This window comes from Arthrobacter sp. H20 (assembly GCF_000520515.1).
In the GTDB taxonomy this organism is placed as follows: Bacteria; Actinomycetota; Actinomycetes; order Actinomycetales; family Micrococcaceae; genus Arthrobacter_D.
In genome coordinates this window covers 79,115-94,562 of sequence record NZ_KI914741.1, presented here as the reverse complement: position 1 = coordinate 94,562, position 15,448 = coordinate 79,115, and the positions used below count along the sequence as shown (strand labels likewise).

The following is a 15,448-nucleotide window of genomic DNA, read 5'->3' as shown; positions in this document are numbered from 1 at the left end:
CGCCCAGGCGCTAGCCGCCCAGGCGGCGCTCCCGGTACGCCAGGTTCACGCCCCACACCGGGCATGATGCCTAACCGCACCGAACGTCCGGCAGCTCCCGGGCGCGGTGGCGCTGCCCGTCCCGGTGGCGGCCCAGGCCGTGGCGGCCCAGGTGGCGCTCCCGGTGCTGGTGGAGGCGCACCCGCTGGTGGCGGTTTCGGCAAGGGCGGTCGCGGACGCGGCGGCACTGCCGGTGCTTTTGGTAAGGGCGGCGCGGGACGCGGAAAGCAGCGCAAGTCGAAGCGCGCGAAGCGTCAGGAACTGGAGCAGATGTCAGCTCCGTCCCTGGGCGGCGTGAGCGTACCTCGCGGCGATGGCAACACGGTTGTCCGGTTGCGTCGTGGTTCCTCACTCGCCGAGTTCGCCGAGAAGATAGATGCGAACCCGGCTGCACTGGTCACGGTTCTGTTCCACCTCGGTGAAATGGCTACCGCCACCCAGTCGCTCGACGAAGGCACTTTCGACGTTTTGGGGACCGAACTCGGCTACAAGATCCAGGTGGTCTCGCCAGAGGACGAGGAGCGCGAGCTGCTCGAGAACTTCGACATTGACCTTGATGCCGAACTCGAAGCCGAGGGCGACACTCAGCTTGAGGCTCGCCCGCCGGTTGTTACCGTCATGGGTCACGTTGACCATGGTAAGACCCGCCTGCTGGACGCGATCCGTAAGTCGAACGTCGTCGACGCCGAACACGGCGGCATCACCCAGCACATCGGTGCCTACCAGATCGACCACGAGCATGAGGGCACCGAACGAGCCATCACGTTCATTGACACCCCCGGTCACGAGGCGTTCACCGCCATGCGTGCCCGCGGTGCCAAGGTCACCGACATTGCGGTGCTGGTTGTCGCAGCTGACGACGGCGTGATGCCGCAGACCGTTGAGGCGCTGAACCACGCGCAGGCAGCCAATGTGCCGATCGTTGTCGCAGTGAACAAGATGGACCGTGAGGGGGCCAACCCTGACAAGGTCAAGGGGCAGCTCACCGAATACGGTCTGGTTCCTGAGGAATACGGCGGCGACACCATGTTCGTTCACGTGTCGGCGCTCAAGGGCGAAGGCATCGACGAACTGCTTGAGGCAGTGCTGCTGACCGCTGACGCGGCACTCGACATGCGAGCCAACCCGAACAAGGACGCCCGCGGTATCGCGATTGAAGCGAACCTGGATAAGGGTCGCGGTGCGGTTGCAACTGTTCTGGTTCAGTCAGGAACGTTGAATGTGGGCGACACGATCGTTGCCGGTGTGGCCCACGGACGCGTCCGCGCCATGTTCAACGAGGACGGCGACAACGTGATGGTTGCTGGCCCGTCCCGCCCGGTGCAGGTTCTGGGCCTCTCGACTGTGCCTCGCGCCGGTGACACCTTCCTGGTGACGCCGGACGAGCGGACCGGCCGCCAGATCGCTGAGAAGCGCGAAGCAGCCGACCGTAACGCGGCCCTGGCGAAGCGCCGCAAGCGCATCAGTCTCGAGGACTTCGATCAGGCAGTTGCAGCTGGCAAGGTCGATACGCTCAACCTCATCCTCAAGGGCGACGTCTCAGGTGCTGTCGAGGCGCTCGAGGACTCGCTGCTCAAGATCGATGTGGGCGATGGAGTTGCACTGCGGGTTATTCACCGCGGTGTCGGCGCCATCACGCAGAACGACGTCAACCTGGCGACAGTGGACTCGGCGATCATCATCGGGTTCAATGTGCGGCCAGCCGAACGGGTGGCAGACCTTGCCGACCGCGAGGGTGTCGACATGCGCTTCTACACGGTCATCTACGCAGCGATTGACGACATTGAGGCAGCTCTCAAGGGCATGCTCAAGCCAGAGTACGAAGAGGCGCAGCTCGGCACTGCAGAGATCCGGGAAGTGTTCAGGTCCTCCAAGTTCGGCAACATCGCCGGTTCGATCGTTCGCTCCGGCGTCATCCGCAGGAACGCCAAGGCGCGCCTGGTCCGCGACGGTACGGTTGTCGGCGACAACCTCACCGTCGAGTCCCTGCGTCGCTTCAAGGACGATGCCACTGAGGTCCGTACGGACTTCGAATGTGGTATCGGTCTTGGGTCGTTCAACGATGTCAAGGAAGGCGACATTGTTGAAACCTACGAGATGCGTGAGAAGCCGCGCGTCTAGTTAGGTTGTGGCAAGGGCCGCCGGAGAAATCTGGCGGCCCTTGCCCACTTCGCACGCACGCTTGACCTTCGTAGTCGTCCCTTATTTTTGTGTGGAAGTTAGGCAAGAGGAGTTAGTTATGGCAGATCCGGCACGGGCCTCACGGCTCGCACAACGGATTAAGGTTATTGTCGCTGAGGCATTGCGTCGTCGGGTAAAGGATCCACGGCTCGAGGCAGTGACCATCACGGATGCGCGTGTGACGAACGACCTCCAGCACGCCACCCTGTACTACACGGTGTTCGGCGACGCTGACGAACAAGCTGCCACCCGCATTGCGCTCGAATCGGCCCGTGGGGTGCTGCGGTCTGAGGTAGGTCGGAACATCACCGCGCGGCTCACCCCGACACTCGAATTCGTCCCCGACGAGATCCCGGTCAACGCGAGCCACCTCGAAGAGCTGCTGCGCACCGCGCGTGAACGTGACGCGGAGGTTGCGGCAATCGCTCAAGGGGCAACGTTCGCCGGCGATGCTGATCCCTACCGCAAGCCGGAAGAGGACGACGACGAGAACGACGTCGCCACGTCTAAGTAGCGGGCACAACGCAGGAGGGCGGGTCCGCAGTTGTGGACCCGCCCTCCGGCGTTGCAGCTCAGGTGCTAATTAGTCCTGGTTCGCGTCGGCCTTGTCACCGGTGGGCTCAGCCCCCGACCTGTCCCAACCATGTCCGCCCTGCAGCTTCACCCTGATCACCTTCCCGTCCGGAGGGGTTCCCTCACCGGGGAGCACATCGGTGGTGGCGTACAGGGTTGACCCACGTAGTTCGACGTCGCCAGGCAGGGTCGTTTCAAGAAGCGGCTGCGCCGCGGATGACCCTCGGGGGATTACTGAAATCCGATTGGCGAACAGCTCAGCCACGTAGATGTTCCCTCGGCCATCCACAGCTACCCCCGTGGGGGAGGCCAGCCCGCTGGCTACCAGTTTGGTCTTGCCACTGATTGGATTGACGCTGAACACCGACCCCAGGGCGCCCAGAGAGGGATCCTCGGGTCCGCCCGGTAGCGATGTCACATACAGTTTGCCGTTCCACCCATATTCGATGTCCGTTGGCACCGGCTCCAGATAATAGGTGAAGCCGACGGCGCATGGATTGATCCCGAGTGCCATTGCATTCTCCTCGGTGATCTCGACCGGAATAGCTGGGAGGACAGCCACTGTCGACACGTTCCCCCTGCGGTCTACCTTGAAGATTGCGTTGGCACCGGCGTCGGCCACCAGGACATGGCGTCCGAAGGCCACAGTGGCGTAGGGGTTCGAGTCCGGCGCCCCCTGATACCTGGCGAATGGACCCAGATTCACCTGCGCCGCAAGGCATTCCTCATCGAGGTCCCTGAACCCGTAGATGGTTCCGCCGTCGGGATTCGCCGCGCGCTCGTACTCAGCGATGTCCGTGATCGTCCTGACGTTCCCTTTCCGGTCGATTGACTTCAGCAGCGATTGGTTGGCTGCCGGCACCCCCTCGCCAGCCCCAACTGTCATGGTGTAATAGGTGGTCCCACCGAACCGTGAGACGGAACCGGAGGAGTACCCAGGCATGGCATCGAGCTGCTGGATCGACCCGTCCGACCTGATCCGATCCACCGACCCGGCAAACGACTGGGCGACGTCGACCGACTTCCCCTGGCCGAGGGCAATCCTCAGGGGTGACAGCAACCCATCGGCGAGGGTGGCGGCCGTGCCCGGCGTCGGTAAGGGCTTGGTGTTCCCCCAGGAATGAGCAGGGCCAGCTCCCAGCCCCAGAGTGGCCGCCAGCGCGATAGTCGCAAGCGCGGCAGTAGATGCTTTCTTCACTGTGTATCTCTCCTCGACGTTGACGATGACGTTCAAAGCGAGACCCTGTTCCGACACCTACGCCGTGCGCCCCATGGTCCACACTCGTCCGCGCGGACGCCGCCCAGAGAAGGGAAAGCTGTCGAAAGCATTCACAGCATAGACCCAGCGAAAAACTATGTAAAGATCAGCAAGGTGCGAGTCGTCAGCGGCCCAGGACGGTGCCAACGTCCCGTGCTGGTAGGCGGGACAGGCCCTCGATGAGTTCGGCTGAATCGCCGCAGAGCGAGATACGGATCCAGCCCTCGCCGATCGAGCCGAACGCCGTGCCCGGCGCCACCGCAACGCCGCGCTCTCGGAGCAGGCGGTGGACCCAACTCCGTACGTCCCCGTCGGTAGCGTGGGACAGATCGGCCCACAGGTAGAACGCGCCCTGGGCGTCCAGGAAGTTGATGCCCAGGGAGGTCAGGACTGCCGACGCCGCATCACGGTTGCTGCGATAGTGACCCAGGGCCGTCTCGACATAGTCCTGCGGGCCGGTCAGGGCCGCCAGCGCTGAATACTGCGACGACGCAGCGACACAGGACACGATCGATTCCATGACATTGTCGAGCCGCTGCTGCATCCCGGGTGGTGTGATCAACGCCCCGACCCGGATTCCGGTGAGACCGTAGGTCTTGGACAGGGTGACTGAGGTGAAGACCCGTGCTGCCGTCTCGGGGGTACCTCCGGTGTCGACGGCGCGGCTGCCGTCGAAGCGCGCAGGGCTGACGTGAGCGACGTCGTAGGTGAACGATTCGTAGCACTCATCCGAGATGACCCATAGATCGTGGACCCGTGCGAACTCCATCAGGGAACGCGTCAGGTCCTCACTGAACACCGCACCCAGAGGGTTCGACGGTGAGTTGAGGACCAGAACGCGGGTGCGGGGTCCGAGGAGTGACTGCAGGTCCTCAACCCGCGGTTGGAATCCGTGTTCGGGGCGCAGCGGGTACTCCACCGGGACCGCGTGGAGCAGCCGGGCGGTCATGCCGAACGTGGGATAGCCGGGATTCGGGATCAGCACCTCATCGCCGACGTCGAGCAGCAGACTCATTGCCAGATGCAGACCCTGCTGCGCCCCGGCGGTCACGTACACCCGTTCAGAATCCACTGCACCACAATTGTTGGCACTGAACCGTGCGGCGAATGCCTCCCGCAGGGGTGCAATGCCAGCGTTCGGTGTGTAGTTCGTCTCATCCCGATCCAGAGCCGCCATCCCCGCTTCCAGCACATGGCGTGCCACCGGAAAACCCGGTTCCCCAATGCTCAGCACGATTGCGCCGGGCGTCGCCCAGGCGGACTGCGTGATTTCGCGAATCTGGTTGGCTGGGAGCGAATCGGCGTGGTGGGAGATCTTCGGCATTGTGCAAGCGTATCGCCGCTGCGATGACACGAGGACTGTCGATGAGTCGAATAGTGAGCGGTCGCTGCCGAACGGGAACCCCTCCGCATCGCGCCTATACTGAGAGGCGTGAATTCCGGGCAGGTCCACTCAGGACTGATTATCGTGGACAAGCCTCAGGGCTGGACCAGTCATGACGTAGTGAGCAAAATGCGCGGGCTGGCAGGGACCCGGAAGGTGGGGCACGCCGGGACCCTCGATCCAATGGCAACCGGGGTGCTGGTAGTCGGCATCAACCGGGCCACCCGGCTGCTCACCTATGTGGTGGGTACCTCAAAGACGTACACCGCCACCATCCGGCTCGGGCAGTCCACCGTGACCGATGACGCCGAGGGTGACGTGCTCTCGTCGGCCAGCGCCGCCGGGGTGACCGACGAAGCTATTCGTGCCGGCGCAGGCGTCCTGACCGGGGAAATCACACAGATCCCCAGCAGCGTCAGCGCGATCAAGGTCAATGGGCAGCGCGCCTACACCCGGGTTCGCTCGGGCGAGGACGTGGTGCTCGCTGCCCGCCCAGTCACCATTCACGGGTTCGAGATCCACGACATCCGGTCCGTAGGCGATGGGTCGCTGCAGGATGTCGACGCCACAATCGACTGCAGTTCGGGAACCTACATCCGGGCCCTGGCCCGTGACCTGGGCAGTTCGCTGGGGGTTGGAGGGCACCTGACCGCCCTCCGCCGCACCCGGGTGGGCCCCTATTCCCTGGACCAGGCGGCCACCCTCGACGAACTCGCAACCGATCTCCGGCTGCTGCCGATCAACGACGCGGCGCGTGTGCTGTTTACCTCGCGCGAGCTCCCGGACAGTGAAGCGCTTGACCTGTCCCACGGGCGGTTCATCCCGGCCGGACCCGACGACGGCACGGTGGCAGCCTTCGCCCCCGACGGCACCCTGGTAGCCCTCCTTAAGAACTCGTCAGACCGGGCCCGCCCCCTGTTGGTCTTCGCACCCGGGAACGGCTCCGCCCAGTGATCGTTGATGGGTTTTTCATCGTTGGAGCAGTTGTTTGCCTGGTGTCAGCAGTGATCTGCGTGGGCGCCGCGGTGATCCGTCAGCCGCCCAACGACATCACAATTCTTTCGGTGGCAGCGGTTGAGCTGATCCTCCTGGTCTACGGTGTTGCGGCGATCATCAGGCAGGCTGGCGGTGAGGCAATTGCGGGGGAAGCCTGGGAGTTTTGGGGCTACCTTCTGACGGCGCTCTGCATCCCCTTGGCGGGGTTTTGGTGGGCCATCCTTGAACGGAGCAGGTGGAGCAACCTGGTGCTTGGCGCCGTCGGGGTGACCGTCTTCGTTATGCTGTTCCGGATGGAACAAATCTGGGATCGGGTGCCCTTGTGAACAACCCAACTGGCGACAAGGCGCCGGCAGCACCGACCCGGCACCGCAACAGCGGGCCCGGACGCCTGCTCATTGCCGTGTACGGTGTCTTCGCCCTCGCGGCAACCGCACGCGCAGCTTTCCAGATCGGGACCAAGTTTGCGGAGGCGCCGCTTGCCTACCTGCTGAGCGCCTTCGCGGCCGGCGTCTATCTGCTCGCCACTGTGTCCCTGGCGATGCCTGGCAAGCGCTGGTTCTGGATATCGGTCGGTGCGGTGGGCCTTGAGCTGGTCGGAGTCCTGACGGTGGGGCTGTTCAGCCTCCTCGACCCTGCAGCGTTCCCCAGCGATACCGTATGGTCCTTGTTCGGCCGGGGATATGGGTTTGTGCCGTTGCTATTGCCGGTGCTTGGCCTCTGGTGGCTGTATCTCAATAGACCGGGCAGAGTGACGCAGCCAACCACCGAGCGATCCAGCCCCCCTGCGTGAGAGTATGACACCAGGAACACAGTTTTCCACTCAGTTTTATAGCGCCACATAAAGGAAGCCTCATGTCCAGCCCAGAGAATCACCCAGCAGGCAAGCCACAGGACAGCACCCGCCCGGTCTCCGGCGACAAACCGGGGGCGCCAGCCACCGGTCAGCCACGCGCCGCTGGCCCCCAGACTCCAAGCCAGCCGGGGACCCCTGCCGGTGCCAAGTCCACTGCTGGCCCCCAGACCGCTGCGGGGACGCCGTCGCCGGCACCCAAAAGTGCTGCGACGAGCGGGAAGGAGACGGCCAAGACTAAATCACCCAAGGGGGAGTGGGGTGTTTTCCGCACGGTGGTCGTCCTGGTTGGCCTGGTACTTGCTGGCTTCGGTGCTTACTACCTGATTACTGGAACCTCGGGCCTGCCCGACACCGACATTTCAGGCCCCAGCCCAACGCTCGAAAGCCAGTTCCGGTTCTTCGCGGCAATGATGGTGGGCGTGGGTGCTGCTTTCATCACGATCGGCGTGAAGTTCGAGTGGGCCAACATGCTGTGGATGGTCTGCCTGATGGTGTTCATCGGCGGTATTGGCCGTGTCCTGTCCTGGGCGTTCTCCGGAACACCCCATTTCCTGATGATTATCCTGATGGTCATCGAGCTCGCTTTCCCAGCGGCGTTGCTCGTGTGGCACAGGTACATCGCCAAGACGACTGAGATTCGCAACGAATACGCAGCGCGCGGCTAGCCCAGACCTGGGCGCCAACCACCCCGGGCCGGTGTCTTACCGGCCCGCAACGAAAGAGGAGATGCGTGTACTACTGGACTGACCTGGCCAGTGTTCCGAATGGTTTTGGTCCATCGGTGGTCACCATCGGCAACTTTGACGGCGTCCACTGCGGGCACCAGCGGGTGCTCCACCAGCTGGTTTCCGCAGCCGAAGCGCATCACGCGGCTGCAGTGGTCATTTCCTTTGAACCGCACCCGGCGAAGGTGCACCGGCCCGAGCAGGCGCCGGAGCTCATCATGGGGCTCGAGGATCGCGTTGAGACACTGGCCACCACCGGCATCCAGGCGCTGTTGATGATGCACTACACGCTGGAGTTGGCAGCAAACTCGCCGGAGGAGTTCGTCAAGGAGGTCTTCGTCGACGCCTTGAATGTGCGTGCAGTGGTGATTGGTCACGACGTCCGGTTCGGTCGTGACAATAGCGGAGATCTTGGCACCATGCGTGAACTCGGGCAGAAGCTCGGGTTTGAGGTAATTGTCATCGACGATTTCGGCGCCAGTCCAACCGACCCCACCGAGGCCGACGGCGACCGGCGCTGTTCCTCCACCTGGGTGCGGGAAGCGCTCGAAGACGGCGACGTCACCACCGCTGCGCGAATCCTCGGGCGTGCGCACCGGATGCGCGGTGAGGTGGTCCACGGCGCCGCCCGTGGACGGGAACTGGGTTACCCGACAGCCAACCTGTCCCCGGACGCCGGTGGATACGTTCCCGCCGATGGGATCTACGCTGGCTGGCTTGTCGACGAAACGGGCGTCAGATGGCCTGCGGCTATCTCGGTGGGATCGAATCCAACGTTCGAAGGGGTGAACCGGCAGGTCGAAGCACACGTGATCGACCGGCCGCAGGAGGAGGTCTCAGACTTCGACCTCTATGGACAGATTGTCGTCGTGGAGTTTACCAAGCGCCTCCGGGGGATGGTGACGTACACCGGACCGGATGCGTTGATCGCCCAGATGCGACTCGACGTCGACCAGACCCGCGAGGTCCTTTCGACAGAACAACGACTCAGCAGGTAAACTCGGACGTGGATCCGGCTGCAGTCCGTGGTGGCTGGGTCTTTCTGTGTCTGTGACTGTGCAGGTAACTGCCGTCACGACCAGGGAACTTGTTCACGGTACAACTCTAGGAGTTTATTGTGGCCCTTGACGCCGCTATCAAGCAGGAAATCATTAAGGAATATGCAACCGGGGAAGCCGACACCGGCTCACCTGAGGTGCAGATTGCCATGCTCTCCCGCCGTATTCTCGACCTGACCGAACACCTCAAGATGCACAAGCACGACCACCACACGCGCCGTGGCCTGCTTTTGATGGTTGGACGCCGTCGTCGTCTGCTGGACTACCTACGCAGGACCGACATCACGCGCTACCGTACGCTCATTGGGCGTCTCGGCCTGCGCCGCTAGCAACGCACGTGGGGCGGCGTCTTCCTGAGGGAAGGAGCCGCCTTCCACATGTGGCCTCCGGCCACGTGAACAACTCAACACACATTGGAGCCAGGCAGGCACCGGCGCATTCGCGGTCCTCGGTAGTGGTCTCCGGGAGCAGACGGCCGTGCAGCACAGACAAGTGCTCGGCACGCATGAGTCCCCGTGGATCTCGATCGAAGACCGGATGCGAAATTCACCGCTGAGAGCGGTGATGAGGTTCCGGCACGGCGCCAGCACAACAGAAACGGAGGTGACTCTCTATGGAGGGTCCCGAAATTCAATTCGCCGAAGCCGTTATTGACAACGGCCGGTTCGGCAAGCGCACTGTACGGTTTGAAACTGGCCGCCTTGCACAGCAGGCAGCCGGCGCCGCAATGGTGTACATCGACGAAGACACGGCACTCTTGTCAGCAACAACTGCCGGCAAGCACCCCCGCGAGGGCTTCGATTTCTTCCCCCTGACCGTCGACGTTGAAGAGCGCATGTACGCCGCAGGGAGGATCCCAGGCTCCTTCTTCCGCCGCGAAGGCCGTCCCTCCACCGAGGCGATCCTCGCCTGCAGGCTGATGGACCGCCCGTTGCGCCCGGCCTTCGTGAAGGGCCTCCGCAACGAGGTCCAGATTGTGGTCACCGTCCTGGCGATCAACCCCGACGTGCGGTACGACGTCGTCGCGATCAACGCGGCCTCGATGTCCACCCAGCTCTCCGGCCTCCCGTTCTCGGGACCCATCGGCGGTGTCCGCGTGGCACTCGTTTCCGATGGCAGCGGCCAGGATCAGTGGATCGCCTTCCCCAAGCACTCCGAACTGGAGAACTCGGTCTTCGACATGGTTGTTGCCGGCCGTGTCGTCAGCGGACCCGAGGGCGACGACGTCGCCATCATGATGGTCGAAGCTGAAGCTACCGACAACTCGTGGAAGCTCATCAAGGAAGACGGAGCCACCGCTCCGACCGAAGAGATCGTCGCTGACGGACTGGAAGCGGCAAAGCCGTACATCCGCGCCCTCTGTGACGCCCAGGCTGACCTTGCCGGCCGCGCCGCCAAGCCAACAGTTGACTTCCCTGTCTTCCTTGACTACCAGGACGACGTCTTCGCGGCGGTCGAGTCGGCAGCAGCAGCCAAGCTGACCGAGGTCTTCCAGATCGCTGACAAGAAAGAGCGCGACCTCGCCTCCGATGCCCTCAAGGACAGCGTCACGGCTGACCTCGCCGGGCAGTTCGAAGGCCGCGAAAAGGAGCTCTCAGCTGCTTTCCGGTCGGTCACCAAGAGCGTTGTTCGTCAGCGCATCCTGAAAGACCAGATCCGTATTGACGGCCGCGGCCTGAGCGACATCCGTCAGCTCACCGCAGAGGTCGAGGTACTGCCTCGTGTCCACGGTTCGGCAATCTTCGAACGCGGCGAAACCCAGATCATGGGGATCACCACGCTGAACATGCTCAAGATGGAGCAGCAGATTGACTCGTTGTCGCCGGTAACGCGCAAGCGCTACATGCACAACTACAATTTCCCTCCCTACTCCACCGGTGAAACCGGTCGCGTCGGTTCGCCGAAGCGCCGCGAAATCGGTCACGGTGCCCTCGCTGAGCGCGCACTCATGCCAGTCCTGCCAACCCGCGAAGAATTTCCTTACGCGATCCGGCAGGTCTCTGAGGCGCTGAGCTCCAACGGCTCGACGTCGATGGGCTCAGTCTGTGCCTCAACCCTGTCGCTGCTCAACGCCGGTGTGCCCCTGAAGGCACCCGTCGCTGGTATCGCCATGGGCCTGGTGTCTGACGTCGTTGACGGTCAGACCCGCTACGCGGCACTGACCGACATCCTCGGCGCTGAAGATGCTTTCGGTGACATGGACTTCAAGGTTGCCGGTACCGCCGAGTTCGTCACAGCCATCCAGCTGGACACCAAGCTCGACGGAATCCCCGCCTCAGTGCTGGCGGCAGCGCTGAAGCAGGCCCGCGAAGCCCGCCTGCACATCCTGGGTGTCCTTGAGGCAGCTATCGACGTGCCGGACGAGCTCTCCGAGTTCGCGCCGCGCATCATCTCGGTGAAGATCCCGGTTGACAAGATCGGCGAGGTCATTGGCCCCAAGGGCAAGATGATCAACCAGATCCAGGAAGACACCGGCGCCGACATCTCCATCGAAGATGACGGAACCGTCCTGATCGGTGCAACCAACGGTGGTGCGGCTGAGGCTGCACGTGCCGCGGTGAACGCGATTGCAAACCCTCAGGTTCCTGAGATCGGCGAGCGTTACCTGGGTACTGTCGTCAAGACCACCACCTTTGGTGCGTTCGTGTCGCTGACCCCGGGCAAGGATGGGCTGCTGCACATCTCCGAGCTGCGGAAGCTGGCCAACGGCAAGCGCGTCGACAACGTCGACGACATTGTTTCGGTGGGCCAGAAGGTCCAGGTTGAAATCACCAAGATCGACGACCGCGGAAAGCTTTCGCTCTCCCCAGTGGTCGCCGACGACGCTGCCGCTGAGGATGCTTCAGCAGTTTCAACAGAGGGTGACGACAACTAACTAATGGCTGTCCAAGCTAACAACGCCTCCGGCCCTGTTCCCGACATCGCGTCGGGGGCAGGGCCGTTGGCCGTTTCACGAGAGAATCGTACTGGGCCGTCGTCGATAGCCCTGCCGCTGGTGCCCACCCCCGCGCCCTACGCGGACGGCACTGACGCCGGCCAGGATCCGACCCTTGTCGCAGGGACCCTCGGAGGCGCCGTCGTGCGCCGGTCGGTGCTCCCTGGCGGCGTCCGGGTGCTGACCGAGGCGATGCCGGGCCAACGGTCGGCGACCATCGGTTTCTGGGTGGGGGTCGGATCCCGGGACGAGGCCGAAGGCCAACACGGCTCCACCCATTTCCTTGAACACCTGCTCTTCAAAGGCACCACCCGGCGCACTGCGCTGGAAATTGCCGAGGCGTTCGACGAGGTGGGCGGTGAATCCAACGCCGCGACAGCGAAGGAGCACACCTGCTACTTTGCCCGGGTGCTTGATGCCGACCTGCCGATGGCGATTGACGTGATCGCCGACATGGTGACGTCGGCCGTCATCGACGCCGAGGAACTTGAGCAGGAACGTGAAGTGATCCTTGAGGAAATCGCCATGGACAGCGACGACCCCGCCGACGTCGCTCACGAAGAATTCGTTGAAGCCGTCCTAGGGTCCCACCCACTGGGCCGACCCATCGGTGGGACCCCCGACGCGATCAAGGCTGTGCCCCGCGAGTCGGTACTGGATCACTACCGCAGGTACTATTGTCCCTCCGAGCTCGTGGTCACCGCAGCAGGCGGACTGGACCACGAAGTGGTCTGTTCTCTGGTGCTCGACGCGCTGCGCACCGCCGGCTGGACCCTCGACGAGGATGCACTGCCCGCCGCCCGGCGGTCCGATACGCCGGTCGCGATTGAAAGTACCGGCGGGATCCGAGTGATCCGCCGTGCGGTGGAGCAGGCGAACATCCTGGTGGGCTGCCCGTCGATCACCGCGACCGATGAGCGACGGTTCGTCATGAGCGTCCTGAACGCTGTGCTGGGCGGCGGTATGTCATCGCGGTTGTTCCAGGAAATCCGGGAGAAGCGGGGGCTGGTCTATTCGACCTACTCCTTCTCGGCGTCGTACGCTGACGCCGGCTACTTCGCCATGTATGCGGGCTGTTCACCAGCGAAGACCGGGCAGGTGATTGAGCTGCTCGGCGCTGAGTTGGACAAGCTTGCCACGGACGGAATCTCAGCCGATGAGTTGCGCCGGGCCGTGGGTCAGCTTTCCGGCGGCATGGTGATGGCGCTTGAGGATAGCGGGTCGCGGATGTCCCGGCTTGGCCGGGCCGAACTGGTGTCGGGGGAGTTCCTCGGTCTTGATGAGGTGCTGGCTCGGGTGAACGCGGTCACCGGGGAACAGGTCCGCGAACTGGCCGCTGAACTGGCCGCCTCGCCGCGCACCGTCACCGTCGTGGGCCCGTTCGACACCCCAGCGGACTTCGGCCTCTAAGGGTCACTCGCGACGGGGGATAGTCCAGGCCGAGAGGGTTGGCTAGCCCCCGGCGAAGGGCGGCAGGATGTCCAGGACGTCGTCGGGGCCGAGCACGCGGTGGCGATCCCGTGCCGACACCTCGTTCAGCAGGAAACTGCTGCGTGCAATGACCTGTGTCATCGACGGGGCGCCCGGGTTGACCGCCACGGGGTACCGGGCGGTGATCTGCCCAAGGACTGTTTCAAGGGGCGCGGAGCCGAGGTCGAGGCGCTCCTCAGCAACACCAGCTGCGGCCTGGGCCGCGCCAAAGTATCGAACCAGCATCTAGCCGCCAATCGCGCTCATGCTGCGGTCAGGCTGGACAAAGTCGTCCGAACCCAGACCGACGTGGCCCATCCCGTGGGCTTTCGGCTTGGCCCACATGGCATCCTGCCAGCGGGCGGCGATTGCCTCGTCGTCGGCGTCGGAACGCAACAGGTCCCGCAGGTCAGTCTCCTCGCGGGAGAACAGGCAGCTCATGATCTTGCCTTCAGCAGTGACCCGGGTCCGCCGGCAGTCGGCGCAGAACGGCTCGGTCACCGAGGCAATGATGCCAACTGTCCCGACGACGATGTCCGGCGCAGCAATACGCCTCACCTCCCAACGCTCGGCGGGGGCGCCGTCGCGGTTGCGAGGATCGGAGGTCAGCACAAACTGTTGCTCGAGCAGTGTCCGCATCTCGAGGGCAGTGATCATGCCGTCGCGGGTCCACCCGTGGTCGGCGTCGAGGGGCATCTGCTCGATGAAGCGCAGCTCAAAACCCTTTGAGACAGCCCACTCGAGCAGATCGGGCGCCTCCTGGTCGTTGATGCCGCGCATCAGGACTGCGTTGATCTTGACCAGGCCCAGCCCCACCTCCGCGGCTGCCTCAATGCCCTTCAGCACCCGGTCCAGGAACGGGCGGCGTGTCAGTTGAGCGAATGTGTCGGGGTGGAGCGAGTCCATTGAAACGTTGATCCGGCTCAGCCCTGCATCTTTGAGCGCCTGTGCCTTCTTGTCCAGACCCAACCCGTTGGTGGTCATGGAGATTGGCAAGTCTGCATGGTTGGCGCGGATGTCACCGATGATCTGGAGCAGATCGGCACGAACCAGGGGTTCACCGCCGGTGAGACGCAGCTCCCGCACACCGAGCGAGTCGACTCCGATGCGCACCAGCCTGACGATCTCCTCGCGGGAGAGCACAGCAGATTTTTGCAGCCAGTCCAGACCCTCAGCAGGCATGCAGTAAGTACACCGAAGATTACATTTGTCGGTCAGCGACAGGCGCATGTCAGTGGCTTTACGGCCGAAGCTGTCCAGCAGGCCTGGCCCGGCATCAGTGGGACGCTGGACCCCGATGTGCGGCATACCGAGTTCAATTCCCATCCTTCGAGGTTACGCCCTTTCATCCGGGGGCTCTATTCGGTAGTGCCCTATTCACGCACGGCGAACCGGTCCCGGTGTGCACCCGGGAGCAGGAAACCTTACGGAACATGGACAAATTGCCTCCCTGCCGTAAAAAGCACCGGTAACGCGAGAACCGAAATCTAGAATGGACGGGTGTCCACATCTTCGCGAGTACCCAGCAGCGCCGATTGCAGCGACACTGCGCCCGGGCACACGCGGATCCTGCTGGTCGAGGACGAGTCAACGATCCGCCAGGTGGTGCGCGACTACCTCCTGGCTGAGGGCTTCCGGGTCGATACAGCCACGGATGGCTTCACCGCACTGCGTCTCGCGGAAAGCACCAGGCCGGACCTGATGATTCTGGACCGGATGCTTCCCGGCCTCGACGGAGTAGAGGTCTGCCGTCGAATCCGTTCCGCTCCAGCGCTCCCGGCGGGGCGGACCCTTCCCATCATCATGCTCACAGCCCTCGGCACCGAGGACGACCGCATCCACGGGTTGGAAGCGGGAGCCGACGACTATGTGACCAAACCCTTCTCACCCCGCGAACTGGTGCTCCGGGTGAAGTCAGTGCTTCGCCGGAGCAGCAGGGGCTCCAGCCGAGACCGGCCACTCGACGTCGGCGG

Annotated in this window: 15 protein-coding genes; 11 read left to right on the top strand and 4 right to left on the bottom strand. The window is 63.7% G+C overall.

Features of this window, described 5'->3' with window-relative positions; genetic code table 11:
• Positions 1-2,160 (top strand): translation initiation factor IF-2 (infB, locus tag Y703_RS19825; protein WP_035765031.1); only part of this gene is annotated, 2,160 nt, incomplete at its 5' end.
• A 118-nt stretch (positions 2,161-2,278) separates the two neighbouring features.
• Positions 2,279-2,734, top strand: a complete 456-nt coding sequence (gene rbfA / locus Y703_RS0112765) for a 30S ribosome-binding factor RbfA (protein WP_026553010.1) — start codon at positions 2,279-2,281, stop codon at positions 2,732-2,734.
• Between the two features lie 69 nt (positions 2,735-2,803).
• Here rbfA and Y703_RS19820 read toward each other — a convergent pair whose 3' ends face one another.
• A complete protein-coding gene (locus Y703_RS19820; protein ID WP_162148893.1) occupies positions 2,804-3,991 on the bottom strand; it encodes a ScyD/ScyE family protein in 1,188 nt (395 codons plus the stop codon).
• Positions 3,992-4,175: 184 nt separating this feature from the next.
• Positions 4,176-5,375 carry a pyridoxal phosphate-dependent aminotransferase gene (locus Y703_RS0112755; protein WP_026553009.1) on the bottom strand — a complete coding sequence of 400 codons (1,200 nt, stop codon included), beginning with the start codon at positions 5,373-5,375 and terminating at the stop codon, positions 4,176-4,178.
• A gap of 108 nt (positions 5,376-5,483) precedes the next feature.
• Here Y703_RS0112755 and truB point away from each other — a divergent pair, with 108 nt between their 5' ends.
• From truB to Y703_RS19810, 8 genes are all read left to right on the top strand, one after another.
• Entirely contained in the window at positions 5,484-6,389 is a 906-nt protein-coding gene (truB, locus tag Y703_RS0112750) for a tRNA pseudouridine(55) synthase TruB (RefSeq protein WP_081743532.1), read from the top strand.
• The gene (locus Y703_RS0112745; protein ID WP_026553007.1) at positions 6,386-6,757 is read left to right on the top strand and encodes a hypothetical protein; all 372 of its coding nucleotides are present in this window, start codon (positions 6,386-6,388) and stop codon (positions 6,755-6,757) included. Before truB ends, Y703_RS0112745 begins: the two co-directional genes overlap by 4 nt.
• Positions 6,754-7,224: a hypothetical protein gene (locus Y703_RS0112740; RefSeq protein WP_026553006.1), complete on the top strand. Its 471-nt coding sequence runs from the start codon at positions 6,754-6,756 to the stop codon at positions 7,222-7,224. Before Y703_RS0112745 ends, Y703_RS0112740 begins: the two co-directional genes overlap by 4 nt.
• Positions 7,225-7,286: 62 nt before the next feature.
• Positions 7,287-7,952 (top strand): DUF4345 domain-containing protein, encoded by a 666-nt coding sequence (locus tag Y703_RS20970; protein ID WP_051427561.1) that lies wholly within the window; start codon positions 7,287-7,289, stop codon positions 7,950-7,952.
• A gap of 65 nt (positions 7,953-8,017) precedes the next feature.
• Positions 8,018-9,010 carry a bifunctional riboflavin kinase/FAD synthetase gene (locus Y703_RS0112730; protein WP_026553005.1) on the top strand — a complete coding sequence of 331 codons (993 nt, stop codon included), beginning with the start codon at positions 8,018-8,020 and terminating at the stop codon, positions 9,008-9,010.
• A 119-nt stretch (positions 9,011-9,129) separates the two neighbouring features.
• A complete protein-coding gene (gene rpsO, locus Y703_RS0112725; protein ID WP_026553004.1) occupies positions 9,130-9,399 on the top strand; it encodes a 30S ribosomal protein S15 in 270 nt (89 codons plus the stop codon).
• Positions 9,400-9,683: 284 nt separating this feature from the next.
• Complete coding sequence (locus tag Y703_RS0112720) at positions 9,684-11,945, top strand: polyribonucleotide nucleotidyltransferase (RefSeq protein WP_026553003.1); 2,262 nt, start codon at positions 9,684-9,686, stop codon at positions 11,943-11,945.
• Between the two features lie 3 nt (positions 11,946-11,948).
• Positions 11,949-13,415 carry a M16 family metallopeptidase gene (locus Y703_RS19810; RefSeq protein ID WP_035765028.1) on the top strand — a complete coding sequence of 489 codons (1,467 nt, stop codon included), beginning with the start codon at positions 11,949-11,951 and terminating at the stop codon, positions 13,413-13,415.
• A 42-nt stretch (positions 13,416-13,457) separates the two neighbouring features.
• On the opposite strand, the gene Y703_RS0112710 is transcribed toward Y703_RS19810, so the two are convergent.
• Positions 13,458-13,721 carry a MoaD/ThiS family protein gene (locus Y703_RS0112710; protein ID WP_026553002.1) on the bottom strand — a complete coding sequence of 88 codons (264 nt, stop codon included), beginning with the start codon at positions 13,719-13,721 and terminating at the stop codon, positions 13,458-13,460.
• Positions 13,722-14,801 (bottom strand): GTP 3',8-cyclase MoaA, encoded by a 1,080-nt coding sequence (gene moaA / locus Y703_RS0112705; protein WP_051427560.1) that lies wholly within the window; start codon positions 14,799-14,801, stop codon positions 13,722-13,724.
• Between the two features lie 174 nt (positions 14,802-14,975).
• Here moaA and Y703_RS19805 point away from each other — a divergent pair.
• Positions 14,976-15,448 (top strand): response regulator transcription factor (locus Y703_RS19805; protein WP_216698899.1); only part of this gene is annotated, 473 nt, incomplete at its 3' end.

Excerpts from the sequence above, each read along its gene's own strand:
- rbfA (WP_026553010.1), top strand. The coding sequence starts at position 2,279 with ATGGCAGATCCGGCACGGGCCTCACGGCTCGCACAACGGATTAAGGTT.
- Y703_RS0112755 (WP_026553009.1), bottom strand. The coding sequence starts at position 5,375 with ATGCCGAAGATCTCCCACCACGCCGATTCGCTCCCAGCCAACCAGATT.
- Y703_RS20970 (WP_051427561.1), top strand. The coding sequence starts at position 7,287 with ATGTCCAGCCCAGAGAATCACCCAGCAGGCAAGCCACAGGACAGCACC.
- Y703_RS0112720 (WP_026553003.1), top strand. The coding sequence starts at position 9,684 with ATGGAGGGTCCCGAAATTCAATTCGCCGAAGCCGTTATTGACAACGGC.
- Y703_RS19810 (WP_035765028.1), top strand. The coding sequence starts at position 11,949 with ATGGCTGTCCAAGCTAACAACGCCTCCGGCCCTGTTCCCGACATCGCG.
- Y703_RS0112710 (WP_026553002.1), bottom strand. The coding sequence starts at position 13,721 with ATGCTGGTTCGATACTTTGGCGCGGCCCAGGCCGCAGCTGGTGTTGCT.
- moaA (WP_051427560.1), bottom strand. The coding sequence starts at position 14,801 with ATGGGAATTGAACTCGGTATGCCGCACATCGGGGTCCAGCGTCCCACT.